The sequence below is a fragment of the Mycobacterium sp. genome (assembly GCF_047975165.1).
Taxonomy (GTDB): Bacteria; Actinomycetota; Actinomycetes; order Mycobacteriales; family Mycobacteriaceae; genus Mycobacterium.
Genome location: NZ_JBKECZ010000152.1, coordinates 20049 through 34094, shown reverse-complemented (window position 1 = coordinate 34094; position 14046 = coordinate 20049). Strand labels below are relative to the sequence as shown.

Sequence of the window (14046 nt, the reverse complement as noted above, 5' to 3'; positions counted from 1 at the left end):
TGCTCTTGATGTGCGCGGCGCCGTGCGGGACGTTCTTCTTCTCCCTGCGGCGGGTGGTCTTACCCCGCTTACCGGCGGTACCCGCGGCCTTCTTCTGTGGTGGCATGTCTGATTACCTGGCCTTCTTCTTGCCGGCGATGGTGCGCTTGGGGCCCTTGCGGGTGCGCGCGTTGGTCTTGGTCCGCTGGCCGCGCACCGGCAGGCCACGGCGGTGCCGCAGGCCCTGGTAGCAGCCGATCTCGATCTTGCGGCGAATGTCGGCCTGCACCTCACGGCGCAGGTCACCTTCAACTTTGAGGTTCGCTTCGATGTAGTCGCGCAGTTTGGTCAGCTGGTCGTCGCTGAGGTCCTTGGTGCGCAGGTCCTTGTCGATGCCGGTGGCCGCAAGAATCTCGTTCGAGCGGGTGCGGCCGACGCCGAAGATGTAGGTCAGCGCGATCTCCATCCGCTTGTCGCGCGGGAGATCGACGCCTACTAGTCGTGCCATAGGTGGCGTTTCCTCTTTCTCGGCGGAGGTCTTTTCCCAGTCCGTTCCCGCACCCCGAAGGGATTTGCGGGGCCCGGCCTCCGTCCGGGCGCAGCTGAGCGGCCTATCCGCTCATTGGTGCTGGGAGGTCTTCATTCAGTTGTCGTATCGACGGCGGGTCTACGCGGAATCCGCGGCTAGCCCTGCCTCTGCTTGTGGCGCGGGTCGGAGCAGATCACCATGACCCGTCCGTGTCGACGGATCACCCTGCACTTGTCACAGATCGGCTTGACGCTCGGGTTCACCTTCACGGCAGTCTCGGTCCTGTTCTCTGGGTCTTTATCGCTACTTGTACCGGTACACGATGCGGCCCCGGGTCAGGTCGTAGGGAGACAACTCCACCACCACCCGGTCCTCGGGCAGAATGCGGATGTAGTGCTGCCGCATCTTGCCGCTGATATGGGCGAGCACCTTGTGGCCGTTCTCCAGCTCAATGCGAAACATCGCATTGGGCAGGGGTTCGACTACGCGACCCTCGACCTCGATGGCACCGTCCTTCTTGGCCATTACGTTTCGGCGATCCTCTACTTCTCGACTTGTCTAGGCTTTGCTTCGTCTGCTTCGTCTGCTTCGTCGGTGCTCCTGACCGGGCGCAGCCCGCGTCCCGACTGCCCAACGTGGGCCGGTGGGGGAAATTCCGCGAAGGGTCCTCCGCGTATTTCGGACTGGGCACGCCAAGAGCCGGCACGAACGCCGCACCGTCGGGCAACGATACCCGCTGGGGCGCCCCCGACGCAAAACGTCGCAGATCAAGTGTGCAAACCGGCAATGCGGGCTGCCCCGGTTCGGCGGCGGCGCCACCGCGCCGCGCACCAAAACAGCCAGGCCGCCCGGCCCGGCCCGTTAAGGTTGACGCCATGCGGCTGCTGGTCACCGGAGGTGCGGGATTCATCGGCGCAAACTTCGTACACAGCACCGTGCGCGATCATCCCGGCGACACCGTGACCGTCATCGACTCGCTGACCTATGCCGGGCACCGCGAGTCGCTGGCCGGCGTGCGGGACGCCATCAGATTCGTCGAGGGCGACATCTGCGACCGGCAACTGGTGTCGGAGCTGGTGGCCGAGTCCGACGCCGTCGTCCATTTCGCCGCCGAATCGCATGTGGACAACGCCCTGGACAACCCGGAGCCGTTCCTGCACACCAACGTGGTGGGGACGTTCACCATCCTGGAGGCGGTGCGGCGTCACGGTGTCCGGCTGCACCACATCTCGACCGACGAGGTCTACGGCGACCTGGAGCTCGGCGACCCGCAGCGGTTCACCGAGGCCACGCCCTACAACCCGTCGAGTCCCTATTCGGCGACCAAGGCGGGCAGCGACATGCTGGTGCGGGCCTGGGTGCGCTCCTACGGTGTGCGGGCGACGCTGTCGAACTGCTCCAACAACTACGGCCCCTACCAGCACATCGAGAAGTTCATTCCGCGCCAGATCACCAACGTGCTCACCGGCCGCCGGTGCAAGCTGTACGGCGCGGGGGCCAATGTCCGCGACTGGATTCACGTCGAGGACCACAACAGTGCGGTGCGCCGGATCCTGGACCGTGGTCAGATCGGCCACACCTATCTGATCAGCTCGGAGGGCGAACGCGACAACCTGACGGTGCTGCGCACGATACTGCGGCTGATGGGCCGCGATCCCGACGACTTCGACCACGTCACCGACCGGGTCGGTCACGACCTGCGCTACGCCATCGACCCGTCCCTGCTGAACACCGAACTGGACTGGGCGCCCAAGCACACCGATTTCGACGAGGGGCTGCGGGCCACCATCGACTGGTATCGGGCCAACGAAGCGTGGTGGCGTCCGCTCAAGGACGCCGCCGAGGCCCGCTACGCCGAGCGGGGGCAGTGAGATATGACAGTGCGCGAACTCAGCATCCCCGGCGCCTGGGAGATCACCCCGAGGATCCACTCCGACTCCCGCGGCATGTTCTTCGAGTGGCTCAAAGACAGCGAGTTCACCCGGTTCACAGGTCACAGCCTGGATGTGCGGCAGGCGAACTGCTCGGTGTCTTCGGCGGGTGCGCTGCGGGGCTTGCACTTCGCCCAGCTACCGCCCAGCCAGGCCAAGTACGTCACCTGCGTGCGCGGCGCGGTGTTCGACGTCGTCGTCGACATCCGGGTGGGCTCGCCGACGTTCGGCCAGTGGGACTCGGTCCGGCTCGACGACCAACACCGCCGGACCGTCTATATCTCCGAAGGGCTGGCGCACGGTTTCCTTGCCCTGGAGGATGATTCGACGGTGATGTACCTGTGTTCGGCGGAATACAACCCGGCCCGCGAGCACACCATCCGCGCCACCGACCCGACCTTGGCGGTGGACTGGCCGCTGATCGACGGCGCGCCCCCTAGCCTGTCCGAGCGGGACGCCGCGGCGCCCAGCTTTGCCGACGTTCGCGCGTCGGGCCTGCTGCCCACCTGGGACGAGGCCCGGGACTTCGTCGCGGCGCTGCGCGGCCGCTGACTTCCGGCGCGACATCTCCCGCCGGCGCACCTCGGCCGTCTTGCCAATCCCGGACCCCATTTACTAGGATATGCAAGTAATATCCCTGCCCCCTGCCCCCTGCCCGCCACAACTTTCCCGGGACCACCATGACCACACACATCCCGCACTTCATCGACGGCAAACGCGCCCCCGGCCAGTCGTCGCGCACCGCCGACGTCTTCAACCCCAGCACCGGTGAAGTACAGGCCACCGTCCCGCTCGCGTCGGCGGCCGAAGTCGGCGCGGCCGTCGCATACGCGGTCACAGCCCAAAAGGACTGGGCCGCGTGGAATCCGCAGCGCCGAGCCCGGGTGCTCATGCGGTTCGTCCACCTGGTCAACCAGCACATCGACGAACTGGCCGAAACGCTGTCGCTGGAACACGGCAAGACCCTCGACGACGCCCGCGGCGATGTGCAGCGCGGCATCGAGGTCATCGAGTTCTGCATCGGCATCCCCCACCTGCTCAAGGGAGAGCACACCGAGGGCGCCGGGCCCGGCATCGACGTCTACTCGCTGCGCCAGCCCCTGGGCGTGGTCGCGGGCATCACCCCGTTCAACTTCCCGGCCATGATCCCGCTGTGGAAGGCCGGCCCGGCCCTGGCCTGCGGCAACGCCTTCGTGCTCAAGCCGAGCGAACGCGACCCGTCGGTGCCGCTGCGGCTGGCCGAACTCTTCGCCGAGGCGGGCCTGCCACCCGGGGTGTTCCAGGTGGTGCACGGCGACAAGGAGGCCGTCGACGCGATCCTGCACAACCCGGATATCAAGGCCGTCGGTTTCGTCGGCAGCTCCGATATCGCCCACTACATCTACTCCACCGCCGCGGCCACCGGGAAGCGCTCGCAGTGCTTCGGCGGCGCCAAGAACCACATGATCGTCATGCCCGACGCCGACCTCGACCAAGCCGTCGACGCCCTGATCGGCGCCGGCTACGGCAGTGCCGGCGAACGCTGCATGGCGATCAGCGTCGCGGTGCCGGTCGGCGAACAGACCGCGGATCGGCTGCGTGCCAGGCTGGTGGAACGGATCACCGGCTTGCGGGTGGGCCACTGCCTGGACCCGAAGGCCGACTACGGGCCGCTGGTCACCGAGGCGGCACTGGCGCGGGTGCGCGACTACATCGGCCAGGGCGTGGACGCCGGCGCCGAACTCGTCGTCGACGGCCGCGACCGGGCCAGCGACGCCCTCACCTTCGGCGACGCCGGCCTGCAGGGCGGCTTCTTCATCGGCCCCACCCTGTTCGACCATGTGCGGCCGGATATGCCGATCTACACCGACGAGATCTTCGGCCCGGTGCTGTGCATCGTCCGCGCGCACGACTACGAAGAAGCCCTGCGACTGCCCACCGAACACGAATACGGCAACGGGGTGGCGATCTTCACCCGCGACGGCGACACCGCCCGCGACTTCACCTCCCGAGTCGACGTCGGCATGGTCGGCATCAACGTGCCGATCCCGGTTCCGGTGGCCTACCACACCTTCGGCGGCTGGAAGCGGTCCGGTTTCGGCGATCTCAACCAGCACGGTCCCGCATCGATCCAGTTCTACACCAAGGTCAAGACCGTCACCTCGCGATGGCCGTCGGGAATCAGGGACGGCGCCGAATTCTCCATCCCCACCATGGATTAGGAGATGGCCATGTTCACTCTGGATGACGACGAGCGGGTGCTCACCGAAACCGCCGCCGCCTTCGCCGAAAAGCGCATCGCGCCGCACGCCCTGGAATGGGATGCCGCCAAACACTTCCCGACCGACATCCTGCGCGAGGCCGCCGAGCTGGGCATGGCAGCCATCTACTGCCGCGAGGATGTCGGCGGCAGCGGCCTGCGCCGGCTCGACGGCGTCCGCATCTTCGAGCAGCTGGCCATCGCCGACCCGGTGACGGCGGCGTTCCTGTCCATCCACAACATGTGTTCGTCGATGATCGACGGCTACGGCACCGAAGAGCAGCGCAGGAGCTGGCTGCCGCGACTGGCATCCATGGACGTCATCGCCAGCTACTGTCTCACCGAACCCGGCGCCGGCTCCGATGCCGCCGCGCTGAGCACCCGCGCGGTCAAGCAGGGTTCGGACTACGTGCTCGACGGCGTCAAGCAGTTCATCTCCGGCGCCGGCGCGGCCGATGTCTACGTGGTGATGGCCCGCACCGGTTCCGACGGCCCCCGCGGGATATCGGCGTTCGTCATCGAAAAGGACACGCCCGGGCTGAGCTTCGGGGCGATGGAGCAGAAGATGGGCTGGCACGCCCAGCCCACCGCGCAGGTGCTGCTGGACGGGGTGCGGATTCCCGCCGACGCCATGCTGGGCGGCCCCGAGGCCGAAGGCGCCGGATTCGGCATCGCGATGAACGGCCTCAACGGCGGACGGCTCAACATCGCCGCGTGTTCGCTGGGCGGCGGGCAGTCCGCCTTCGACAAGGCCGGCGCCTACGTGCGCGAACGCCACGCGTTCGGGTCCGCCCTGCTCGACGAGCCCACCGTCCGATTCACCCTGGCCGACATGGCCACCGGGTTGGAAACGTCACGAATGATGTTGTGGCGGGCGGCACATGCGCTCGACGGGAACGCCGCCGACAAGGTCGAACTGTGCGCGATGGCCAAACGCTACGTCACCGACACCTGCTACGACGTCGCCGACAAGGCCCTGCAGCTGCACGGCGGATACGGCTACCTGCGCGAGTACGGTCTGGAGAAGATCGTCCGCGACCTGCGGGTGCATCGGATCCTGGAAGGGACCAACGAGATCATGCGGGTGGTCATCGGACGCGCCGCGGCCGCACGGTTGCGGACCGGCTCGTGACACTCCCGCGGCGGCCCCGCACTGCCGGGCGCGGCGGGATGAGCGGGCACCGGGAAGGGCAGCCATGACAGAGCACCTGATAATCGCGTTCCTGGGCCTGGGTCATATGGGCGGCCCGATGTCGGCCAATCTCGTTGCCGCCGGCCATGGCGTACGCGGCTATGACCCCGCCCCCGCAACCGCGGCGGCCGCCGCCGCCCACGGTGCGGTGACCTTCGGCAGCGCCGTCGAGGCCGTCGCCGACGCCGACGTCATCATCACCATGCTGCCCAACGGCGACATCGTCAAACGCTGCTACATCGAGATCCTGCCGGTCGCCCGGCCCGGCGCACTGTTCATCGACAGCTCCACCATTTCGGTCGACGACGCCCGCCAGGCACATACACTGGCCACCGCCCACGGCATGGCCCAGGTGGACGCACCGGTGTCCGGCGGGGTCAAGGGTGCGTCGACCGGGACCCTGGCGTTCATGGTCGGGGGCGAAGCCGGGGCGCTCGAACGGGCCCGGCCGGTACTGGAACCGATGGCGGGCAAGATCATTCACTGCGGGGCCGCCGGTGCCGGCCAGGCCGCCAAGGTGTGCAACAACATGGTGCTCGCGGTGCAGCAGATCGCGATCGGCGAGGCGTTCGTACTTGCCGAGAACCTCGGCCTGTCAGCGCAGTCGCTGTTCGACGTCATCACCGGCGCCACCGGGAACTGCTGGGCGGTGCACACCAATTGCCCGGTGCCCGGCCCGGTTCCGGCGTCACCGGCCAACAACGGTTTCCGGCCCGGCTTCGCGACCGCGCTGATGAACAAGGACCTGGGCCTGGCCATGGATGCGGTAGCCGCCACCGGGTCATCGGCCCCGCTGGGCAGCCACGCCGCCGACATCTACGCGAAGTTCGCCGAGGACCACCCCGAGGCGGACTTCAGCGCGATCATCGAAACGCTGCGCGGCGCCTAGCTGTAATAGCCCGCGGCTGTCCCCGCCCCCGGCCCCTGCCTGCCGCGGGACCGCGGATCACCTGATCGGTATGGTCGAGAAAAGTCGAAGAGGGGAGCCCACGTGACGGACTCGACCTTGGTGACCGGTGCGTTCGGTCTGGTGGGAACGGCGACGGTACGCCGGCTGCACGCCGACGGCCGGCACGTCGTCGCAACCGACCTCGATACCCCGGCGAACCGCAAGAAGGCCGAATCGTTGCGCGGGGTCCACGGCGTCGACGTGCGCTGGGCCGATCTCACCGACGAACGATCCATCGCGGCGCTGCTGACCGACGTCGCGCCGACGGCGATCGTCCACCTCGCCGCGATGATTCCGCCGCTCTGCTACCGGCGGCCCGACCTGGCCCGCCGGGTCAACGTCGGGGCAACCGAGGCGCTCGTCCGGGCCGCATCGGCACGGCCCGCGCCGCCTCGCTTCGTTCAGGCCTCCAGCGTCGCGGTCTACGGCCCCCGCAACCCCCATCGCCACAACACCGACCTGGGACCCGACACACCCGTCTCGCCGCTGGACATCTACGGCGTTCACAAAGCACAGGCAGAGCAGATCGTGCGCGAGTCGTCGCTGAACTGGGTGGTACTGCGACTCGGTGGCGTGCTCACCGCCCGGCCACGCTTCGACCTGGACCTCGACATGCTCTACTTCGAGGGCCTGCTGCCCACCGATGGACGGCTCCATACCGTCGAGGTCCGCGACGTAGCACGCGCCTTCGCCGCAGCAACCCACGCCGCCGTCGTCGGTGAAACGCTGATGATCGGCGGCGACCCCTCGCATCGCCTCCGGCAAGTCGACGTCGGGCGCGAAACAACTGCGGCGATGGGCCTCGACGGGCTGCTGCCGAACGGACGGCAAGGTGACCCCGACAGCGACACCGGCTGGTTCGCAACCGACTGGATGGACACCCGGCGGTCCCAGGAGGCGTTGGGCTTTCAGCACGTTTCGTGGCCCGAACTGCTTGCCGAAACACGACGGATCATCGGCCACCGACGCCGGCTGTTTCAGCTGGCCACACCGTTCGCGCGAACATACCTGCGCTACCGGGCTCCGTACCGGCAAGCTCGGGGCTCCTTAGCCGGCCCGTGGCAGGAGATCGCCCGGCGGTGGGGACAGTTCCAGGTTCCCGACGCACGATAGCCGACGATCCCCGACTGCCCCCTCAGAAATCCCCGGCGTTGCGCCGCAGCGCTTCGATGGCCGACACCAGCGCCGACGACTCCGCATCACCCATCCCGATATCGGCGAACACCTGCTCATTGAGGGTGGCGCTGGCATCCTCGACCGTCGAACGACCCAACTCGGTGATCCGCACCAGCGTGGTCCGGCCGTCGGTGGGGTGCGGCACACGCTGCACCATCGCGTCGGCCTCCAGGCGCCGGATCGCGTGGGTCACGCTGGTGACGTGCACCTGCAGCCGGTTCGACGCCTTGGCGATCGGCAACGCCCCGGTGCGGCTGAAGGCCAGCAGCCGCAGCAACTCGAACCGGGAGAAGCTCAGGTCATAGGGCCGCAAGGCCGCCTCGACGCGGGCCAGCAGGATCTGGTGGGCACGCATCACCGATGTCACCGCGACCATGCCCTGTGCGACCTCACCCCAGCCGGCCCGTTCCCAGTTCGCCCGCGCCGCCTCAATGGGGTCGCGGAACTCACGACTCACAGCGTGAGAATCCGGGGTCCGGCCTCGGTCACCGCGACGGTGTGTTCCCAATGCGCGGCCCGCGACCCGTCGATGGTGACTACCGTCCAGTTGTCGTCGAGAACCGTTGTTCTACCGGTCCCCAGGGTCAACATCGGCTCGATGGCCAGAACCGAGCCGGCCACCAGCAGCGGGCCCTTGCCCGGAGCGCCTTCGTTGGGCAGGAACGGGTCCAGGTGCATCTGTTGCCCGATACCGTGGCCCCCGTAGCCTTCGACGATCCCGAACTCCCGGCCACAATGGGCTTCGGCGGACCGCGTGCCGGTTTCGATGGCATGCGACACATCGGTGAGCCGATTGCCGATCACCATCGCCGCGATTCCGGCCTCCAGCGATTCCCTGGTCGCCTGCGACAGCGCGGCATCGGCCGGATCGAGGGTGCCGACGCCGATGGTGACCGCCGAATCGCCATGCCAACCGTCGAGTATTGCGCCGCAGTCGACCGACAGCAGGTCGCCGGGTGCGAGAAGTTCCCTACCCGACGGGATGCCGTGCACGACGCGGTCGTTGACCGAGGCGCAGATCGAGGCTGGATAGCCGTGATAGCCCAGGAAGGACGGGGTGGCTCCGGCGTCGCGGATCACCGACTCGGCGATGTCGTCGAGTGCCAGCGTGGACACCTCGGCGACGGCGGCCGCGCGAACGGCTCTCAGCGCGGCGGCGACCACCGCACCCGCCGCGGCCATGGCATCGAGCTCACCGGAAGTGCGCTGCGGCACGACCTTTCGGCCCCGCAGTCGCGCCAGGGCGCCCACGGGCTACCTTCCCAGTGCGTGCAACGCGCGGGTGAACACCTCATCGAGGGTGCCGACGGCGTCGACGGTCTTGACGTGCTCGCGGTAGTACTCCAGCAGCGGCGCGGTTTCGTCGCGGTAGACCTTCATCCGGTTGAGGATGACGTCTTCGGTGTCGTCGGCACGCCCGCGGCCCTTGAGGCGAGTCAGCAACTCTGCTTCCGATACCCGGAATTCCACCACGCCGTCGATATCGGTGCCGCGGCGTTGCAGCATCTCGTGCAGCGCTTCGGCCTGTGCCACCGATCGCGGATACCCGTCCAGGATGAATCCGTTGGCCACGTCGGGGTCGTTGAGGCGGTCGTCGACGAGTTCGTTGGTCAGGCTGGAGGGCACCAGGTCGCCGGCGTCGAGGAATCGTTTGGCCTCCAGGCCGAGCTTGGTGCCCTCGCGGATGTTGTGGCGGAACAAGTCGCCGGTCGAAATATCCGGGATCTCCAGGTGGTCGGCCAGTTTCTGGGCTTGCGTCCCCTTGCCCGCACCCGGCGGCCCCAGCAATACGACTCTCACTTGAGGAACCCTTCGTAGTTGCGTTGCATGAGCTGACTTTCGATCTGCTTGACCGTATCCAACCCGACTCCGATCATGATCAGAACCGCGGTGCCGCCGAAAGGCAAGTTCTGGATTCCGCCGGAGTTGCCCATTTGCAGGAACAAGTTGGGCAGCACCGCGATCACACCGAGGTAGATCGAGCCGGGCAGGGTGATGCGGCTCAGCACAAAACGCAGGTAGTCGGCGGTCGGACGCCCGGGGCGGATGCCCGGGATGAAGCCGCCGAACTTCTTCATCTCGTCGGCACGTTCGTCGGGGTTGAACGTGATCGACACGTAGAAGTAGGTGAAGAAGATGATCAGGCCGAAATAGATGCCGATGTAGACCGGGTTGCCCGGGTCCGACAGGTAGGTGCCGACGAACTTGTCCCACCAGCTGTTGCCGCCGCCGCCGGTGCCGCTGCGAACCAGCTGGGTGACCAGATTCGGAATGTAGATCAGCGAGGACGCGAAGATCACCGGGATGACGCCGGCCTGGTTGACCTTCAGCGGCAGGTACGTCGAGGTTCCGCCGTACATCTTGCGGCCCACCATGCGCTTGGCGTACTGCACCGGGATGCGTCGCTGGCCCTGCTCGACGAACACCACGCCGACGATGATGATCAGCGCGGCCAGACACACCGCGGTGAAAATCATTCCGCCGCGGCTCTGCAGGATCTGGTTCCCTTCGGCGGGGATCCGGGCGGCGATGCCGACGAAGATCAGCAGCGACATGCCGTTGCCGATGCCGCGCTCGGTGATCAGCTCGCCCATCCACATCACCAGGGCGGCGCCGGCCGTCATCACCAGCACGATGACGACCTCGGAGAAGATGCTCTGATTGGCCAGAATCTCCAGCGAACAGCCCTGCAGCAGCCCGCCGTTGGCGGCCAGCGCGACGATGCTGGTGGCTTGCAGAATGGCCAGCGCAATCGCCAGATAACGCGTGTACTGCGTCATCTTCGCCTGCCCGGACTGGCCTTCCTTGCGCAGCTCTTCGAACCGAGGAATGACGACGGTGAGCAGCTGCACGATGATGCTCGCGGTGATATAAGGCATCACGCCCACCGCGAACACCGTCAGCTGCAACAGCGCCCCGCCGGAGAACAGGTTGATCAGCGAGTAGATCTGGCCGGCCTCGCCGCTGCTGGCCTCTTTGATGCACTGTTGCACGTTGGGAAAGTTGACACCCGGCGACGGCAGGGTGGCGCCGACCCGGTAGAGCACGATGATGCCCAGCGTGAAGAGGATCTTGCGTCTGAGGTCGACTGTTCGCAGCGATGAGATGAAAGCCGAGAGCACTCTTCCTCCTGCGCAGCCGAACTCTGGTCGCGGCATACCAACCGGGATTGGCCGGTTGGTTCCCTGTCCTGGGTATTCCTGCGGTCATTCCGCGTACACGTGCCCGATACCCGCAGGCCAGGACGTACGGCGTCGCGCGTCAAACCGTGTACGAGACTAACAGCTATTCGAGCCGGCACGTTCACGGTGGCCGCGCGGGCTCCGCCGGGATCGGCAGGGCGGGTAAAGTCTGGGTAGCTCGTTGCATTTGCTAAGTAATTGGTTCAGCTTATTTTCACCGGAGAGGAGCATCCGATGACCGCCAGCGCACGGTTCGACGGCGACACCTGGGATCTGGCGTCCAGTGTCGGGTTGACGGCGACCATGGTCGCGGCGGCCCGCGCGGTCGCCGCCAGAGACACTCGGGGCGCCGGTGCGGTGGCCACCGACCAGTTCGCCGAACCCCTGGTGCGTGCGGTGGGTGTCGACTTCTTCTCCCGGCTGGCCGGCGGGGAACTGGACCTGGCCGATTTCGACGAAGAAACCGCCGAGGCCACCGTGCACTTCGCCAACGCGATGGCGGTGCGCACCCGGTTTTTCGACGACTTCTTCACCTCAACAACAGACACAGCGACAGACACGGCAACCGGCACGGCGACAGACACTGCCACGGGTGCCGGCATCCGGCAGGTTGTCATCCTGGCCGCCGGCCTGGACTCGCGCGCCTACCGGCTCCCCTGGCCGGCGGGCACCACGGTCTTCGAAGTCGACCAGCCGGCCGTCATCGAGTTCAAGTCCGCGACATTGTCCGGGCTGGGCGCCCAACCCACCGCGGACCGCCGAACCGTGGCGGTCGACCTGCGGGACGACTGGCCGGCCGCACTGCGCGACGCCGGCTTCGACCCCGGCCGGCCCACCGCCTGGAGCGCCGAGGGGCTGCTGGGGTATCTGCCCGCCGAGGCTCAGGACCGGCTGCTCGATCAGGTCACCGCGCTCAGCGTCCCGGGCAGCCGGTTCGCCACCGAAGCGCTGTTGGACATCAACAAGCTCAACGAGCAGGAGCTGCGGGATCGCATGCAACACCACAACCAACGCTGGAAAGCCCACGGACTGGATTTCGACATGTCCGCGCTGGTGTATTTCGACGACCGCACCGACGCCGGAACATACCTGGGCGCCCACGGCTGGAATACGACATCGGTGAGCTCCGCCGACCTGTTCGCCCGGCACGGGTTGGACACCGCCGACGGCGACGACGCCCCGTTCGGGAACATCTCCTTCATCAGCGCCGAGAGGCAGTGAGCCGTGCCCGCACCCATCGGATCACAGCGCACCGCCGGAGACAGCTGGGACCTGGCGTCGAGTGTGGGTGCGACGGCGACGATGGTGGCCGCCGCCCGCGCCGTCGCCAGTGAGCAGGACAACCCGGTGATCACCGACCCGTTCGCTGCGCCGCTGGTGCGCGCGGTCGGCCTGGAGTTCTTCACCCGCCTGGTCGACGGTGGACTACCGACCGACAGCGTCGAACACGGTTTCGGCGTGGAGATCGATTCGATCGCCGTCCGCACCCGCTTCTTCGACGAGTTCTTCCTCGACTCCGCCCGCGCCGGCGTCCGCCAGGCGGTGATCCTGGCCTCGGGCCTCGACGCGCGCGGCTTCCGGATGCCCTGGCCCTCGGGCACGGTCGTCTACGAGATCGACCAGCCGAAAGTCCTGGAGTTCAAGCGCGCCGCCTTGTCGGCGCTGGGCGCAACCCCGTCGGCGCAGCACCGAAGTGTCGGAATCGACCTGCGCGAGGACTGGCCGACGGCGTTGCGCCGCAGCGGATTCGACCCGGGGCAGGCCACGGCGTGGATAGCCGAGGGACTGCTCATGTACCTGCCGCCCGACGCGCAGGACCGGCTGTTGGACAATGTCACCGCGCTGAGCGGTCCGGGCAGCAGGTTCGCGACCGAATACCACCCCGATTCGGGTGTGTCCATGCTCGATCGTGCACGGCAGTTCAACCAGCGCTGGGCCGATTTCGGCTGCGACATCGACTTGTCCGGGCTGTTCTACGACGGCGAGCGCAGCAACGTCGTGGACTACCTGGAAGGGCAGGGCTGGCAGGTACGCACCCGGCCGCGTAGGGACCTCTTCGCCGAGTACGGGCGCACCTTCCCCGAAGATCCCGGCAGCGCACCGCTGCGCAACATCGTCACCGTCACCGCGACGCGGGAGTAGCGCCGGAATACCGCGCGCTATTCCGGCCTGGCCCCGGGAGCCCGGACCACCATGGGCACCGCAGGGAACACCCCGGCCATCTCCGAACGCGACTTGCGCAGCGCAGCGGTGCCGTAACCCTTCTTGCGGTGGTCGGGGTGAATCCAGATGCGGACGTTCACCTCGCCGTTGTGCAGTTCACCGAACACCAGGCCGACCTTCTCGCCGGAGTCGACCGCCACGAACCACGCGGCCTCTTCGTCGTGCAGCCGCGACGATGCCGCGCGGATCTCGTCATCGATGGCGCCGGCCGGCCCCCCGGATCCGTCGCCGGCCGCCTTTATCTCATCGGTGCGGACGATGAAGATGTCCCGGTCCTGGCTGGCGTTGAACGGGCGCAGGTCCAGGGTCTCCCCCAGGCTGGCCGGACGATCCTGGGCGGTGAAGCTGAGTTGCTTGTTGAGGTCGTCCAGTTCGGCCAGGATTCTCGCCCGGGCATCCTGGGTCAGCTGATAGAACGACATGTTCATCACGGATTCGGCCGCCAGGTGCGAGGTGCCCAGCAGTTTGACGATCTCCTCGACCGCGACCGCCTTGTTCTTGGCGCCCACGATGACGTCGGCGACTTCATGTCGGCGCTCCAACGCGGCTAACAGGGCATCTGCGATCTCTCGGCGGGCTGCGGTCTGGTCATGATCGGTCATACCCCAAGCCTAGAACGCCGCGCCCGCAAGCGCCTCCCCGAATT

At 67.3% G+C, this 14046-nt stretch carries 16 protein-coding genes and 1 pseudogene; 8 read left to right on the top strand and 9 right to left on the bottom strand.

Going from position 1 to position 14046, the window contains the following annotated elements; translation table 11 throughout:
• The 4 genes and pseudogenes from ACK5M9_RS14215 to infA form a co-directional block, all read right to left on the bottom strand.
• Positions 1-106: pseudogene (locus ACK5M9_RS14215) on the bottom strand (30S ribosomal protein S11); the annotation flags it as partial.
• Between the two features lie 6 nt (positions 107-112).
• A complete protein-coding gene (rpsM, locus tag ACK5M9_RS14210) occupies positions 113-487 on the bottom strand; it encodes a 30S ribosomal protein S13 (protein WP_416893797.1) in 375 nt (124 codons plus the stop codon).
• 176 nt (positions 488-663) lie between these two features.
• Positions 664-777: a 50S ribosomal protein L36 gene (rpmJ, locus tag ACK5M9_RS14205; protein WP_003879483.1), complete on the bottom strand. Its 114-nt coding sequence runs from the start codon at positions 775-777 to the stop codon at positions 664-666.
• A gap of 34 nt (positions 778-811) precedes the next feature.
• A complete protein-coding gene (gene infA, locus ACK5M9_RS14200; RefSeq protein ID WP_005140011.1) occupies positions 812-1033 on the bottom strand; it encodes a translation initiation factor IF-1 in 222 nt (73 codons plus the stop codon).
• 350 nt (positions 1034-1383) lie between these two features.
• On the opposite strand from infA, the gene rfbB reads away from it, so the two are divergent.
• The 6 genes from rfbB (at position 1384) to ACK5M9_RS14170 (ending at position 7932) form a co-directional block, all read left to right on the top strand.
• Complete coding sequence (rfbB, locus tag ACK5M9_RS14195; RefSeq protein ID WP_416893796.1) at positions 1384-2379, top strand: dTDP-glucose 4,6-dehydratase; 996 nt, start codon at positions 1384-1386, stop codon at positions 2377-2379.
• Between the two features lie 3 nt (positions 2380-2382).
• The gene (gene rfbC / locus ACK5M9_RS14190) at positions 2383-2991 is read left to right on the top strand and encodes a dTDP-4-dehydrorhamnose 3,5-epimerase (protein ID WP_416893795.1); all 609 of its coding nucleotides are present in this window, start codon (positions 2383-2385) and stop codon (positions 2989-2991) included.
• Between the two features lie 128 nt (positions 2992-3119).
• The gene (locus ACK5M9_RS14185; protein ID WP_416893794.1) at positions 3120-4640 is read left to right on the top strand and encodes a CoA-acylating methylmalonate-semialdehyde dehydrogenase; all 1521 of its coding nucleotides are present in this window, start codon (positions 3120-3122) and stop codon (positions 4638-4640) included.
• Between the two features lie 9 nt (positions 4641-4649).
• A complete protein-coding gene (locus ACK5M9_RS14180) occupies positions 4650-5810 on the top strand; it encodes an acyl-CoA dehydrogenase family protein (protein ID WP_416893793.1) in 1161 nt (386 codons plus the stop codon).
• 64 nt (positions 5811-5874) lie between these two features.
• Complete coding sequence (gene mmsB, locus ACK5M9_RS14175) at positions 5875-6759, top strand: 3-hydroxyisobutyrate dehydrogenase (RefSeq protein ID WP_416893792.1); 885 nt, start codon at positions 5875-5877, stop codon at positions 6757-6759.
• A 102-nt stretch (positions 6760-6861) separates the two neighbouring features.
• Positions 6862-7932 carry an NAD-dependent epimerase/dehydratase family protein gene (locus ACK5M9_RS14170; protein ID WP_416893791.1) on the top strand — a complete coding sequence of 357 codons (1071 nt, stop codon included), beginning with the start codon at positions 6862-6864 and terminating at the stop codon, positions 7930-7932.
• A 22-nt stretch (positions 7933-7954) separates the two neighbouring features.
• Here ACK5M9_RS14170 and ACK5M9_RS14165 read toward each other — a convergent pair whose 3' ends face one another.
• From ACK5M9_RS14165 to secY, 4 genes are read right to left on the bottom strand one after another with little or no spacing between them, the layout of a single operon-like run.
• The gene (locus ACK5M9_RS14165) at positions 7955-8452 is read right to left on the bottom strand and encodes a MarR family winged helix-turn-helix transcriptional regulator (RefSeq protein WP_416893790.1); all 498 of its coding nucleotides are present in this window, start codon (positions 8450-8452) and stop codon (positions 7955-7957) included.
• Complete coding sequence (map, locus tag ACK5M9_RS14160) at positions 8449-9246, bottom strand: type I methionyl aminopeptidase (RefSeq protein ID WP_416893789.1); 798 nt, start codon at positions 9244-9246, stop codon at positions 8449-8451. The genes ACK5M9_RS14165 and map overlap by 4 nt, the downstream gene beginning before the upstream one ends.
• A gap of 3 nt (positions 9247-9249) precedes the next feature.
• Positions 9250-9795, bottom strand: coding sequence for an adenylate kinase (locus ACK5M9_RS14155; RefSeq protein WP_416893788.1), 546 nt, complete (start codon positions 9793-9795; stop codon positions 9250-9252).
• A complete protein-coding gene (gene secY / locus ACK5M9_RS14150; protein ID WP_416893787.1) occupies positions 9792-11117 on the bottom strand; it encodes a preprotein translocase subunit SecY in 1326 nt (441 codons plus the stop codon). Before secY ends, ACK5M9_RS14155 begins: the two co-directional genes overlap by 4 nt.
• 294 nt (positions 11118-11411) lie before the next feature.
• Between secY and ACK5M9_RS14145 the strand changes: the two genes are divergently transcribed.
• Both ACK5M9_RS14145 and ACK5M9_RS14140 read left to right on the top strand, forming a co-directional pair.
• A complete protein-coding gene (locus ACK5M9_RS14145) occupies positions 11412-12398 on the top strand; it encodes an SAM-dependent methyltransferase (RefSeq protein ID WP_416893786.1) in 987 nt (328 codons plus the stop codon).
• A gap of 81 nt (positions 12399-12479) precedes the next feature.
• Entirely contained in the window at positions 12480-13319 is an 840-nt protein-coding gene (locus tag ACK5M9_RS14140; protein ID WP_416893799.1) for a class I SAM-dependent methyltransferase, read from the top strand.
• 17 nt (positions 13320-13336) lie between these two features.
• Here the strand turns inward: ACK5M9_RS14140 and ACK5M9_RS14135 are convergent, their stop codons facing one another.
• On the bottom strand, positions 13337-14002 hold the full coding sequence (locus ACK5M9_RS14135; protein ID WP_416893785.1) for a GNAT family N-acetyltransferase: 666 nt from the start codon (positions 14000-14002) through the stop codon (positions 13337-13339).
• Between the last annotated feature and the right edge of the window lie 44 nt (positions 14003-14046).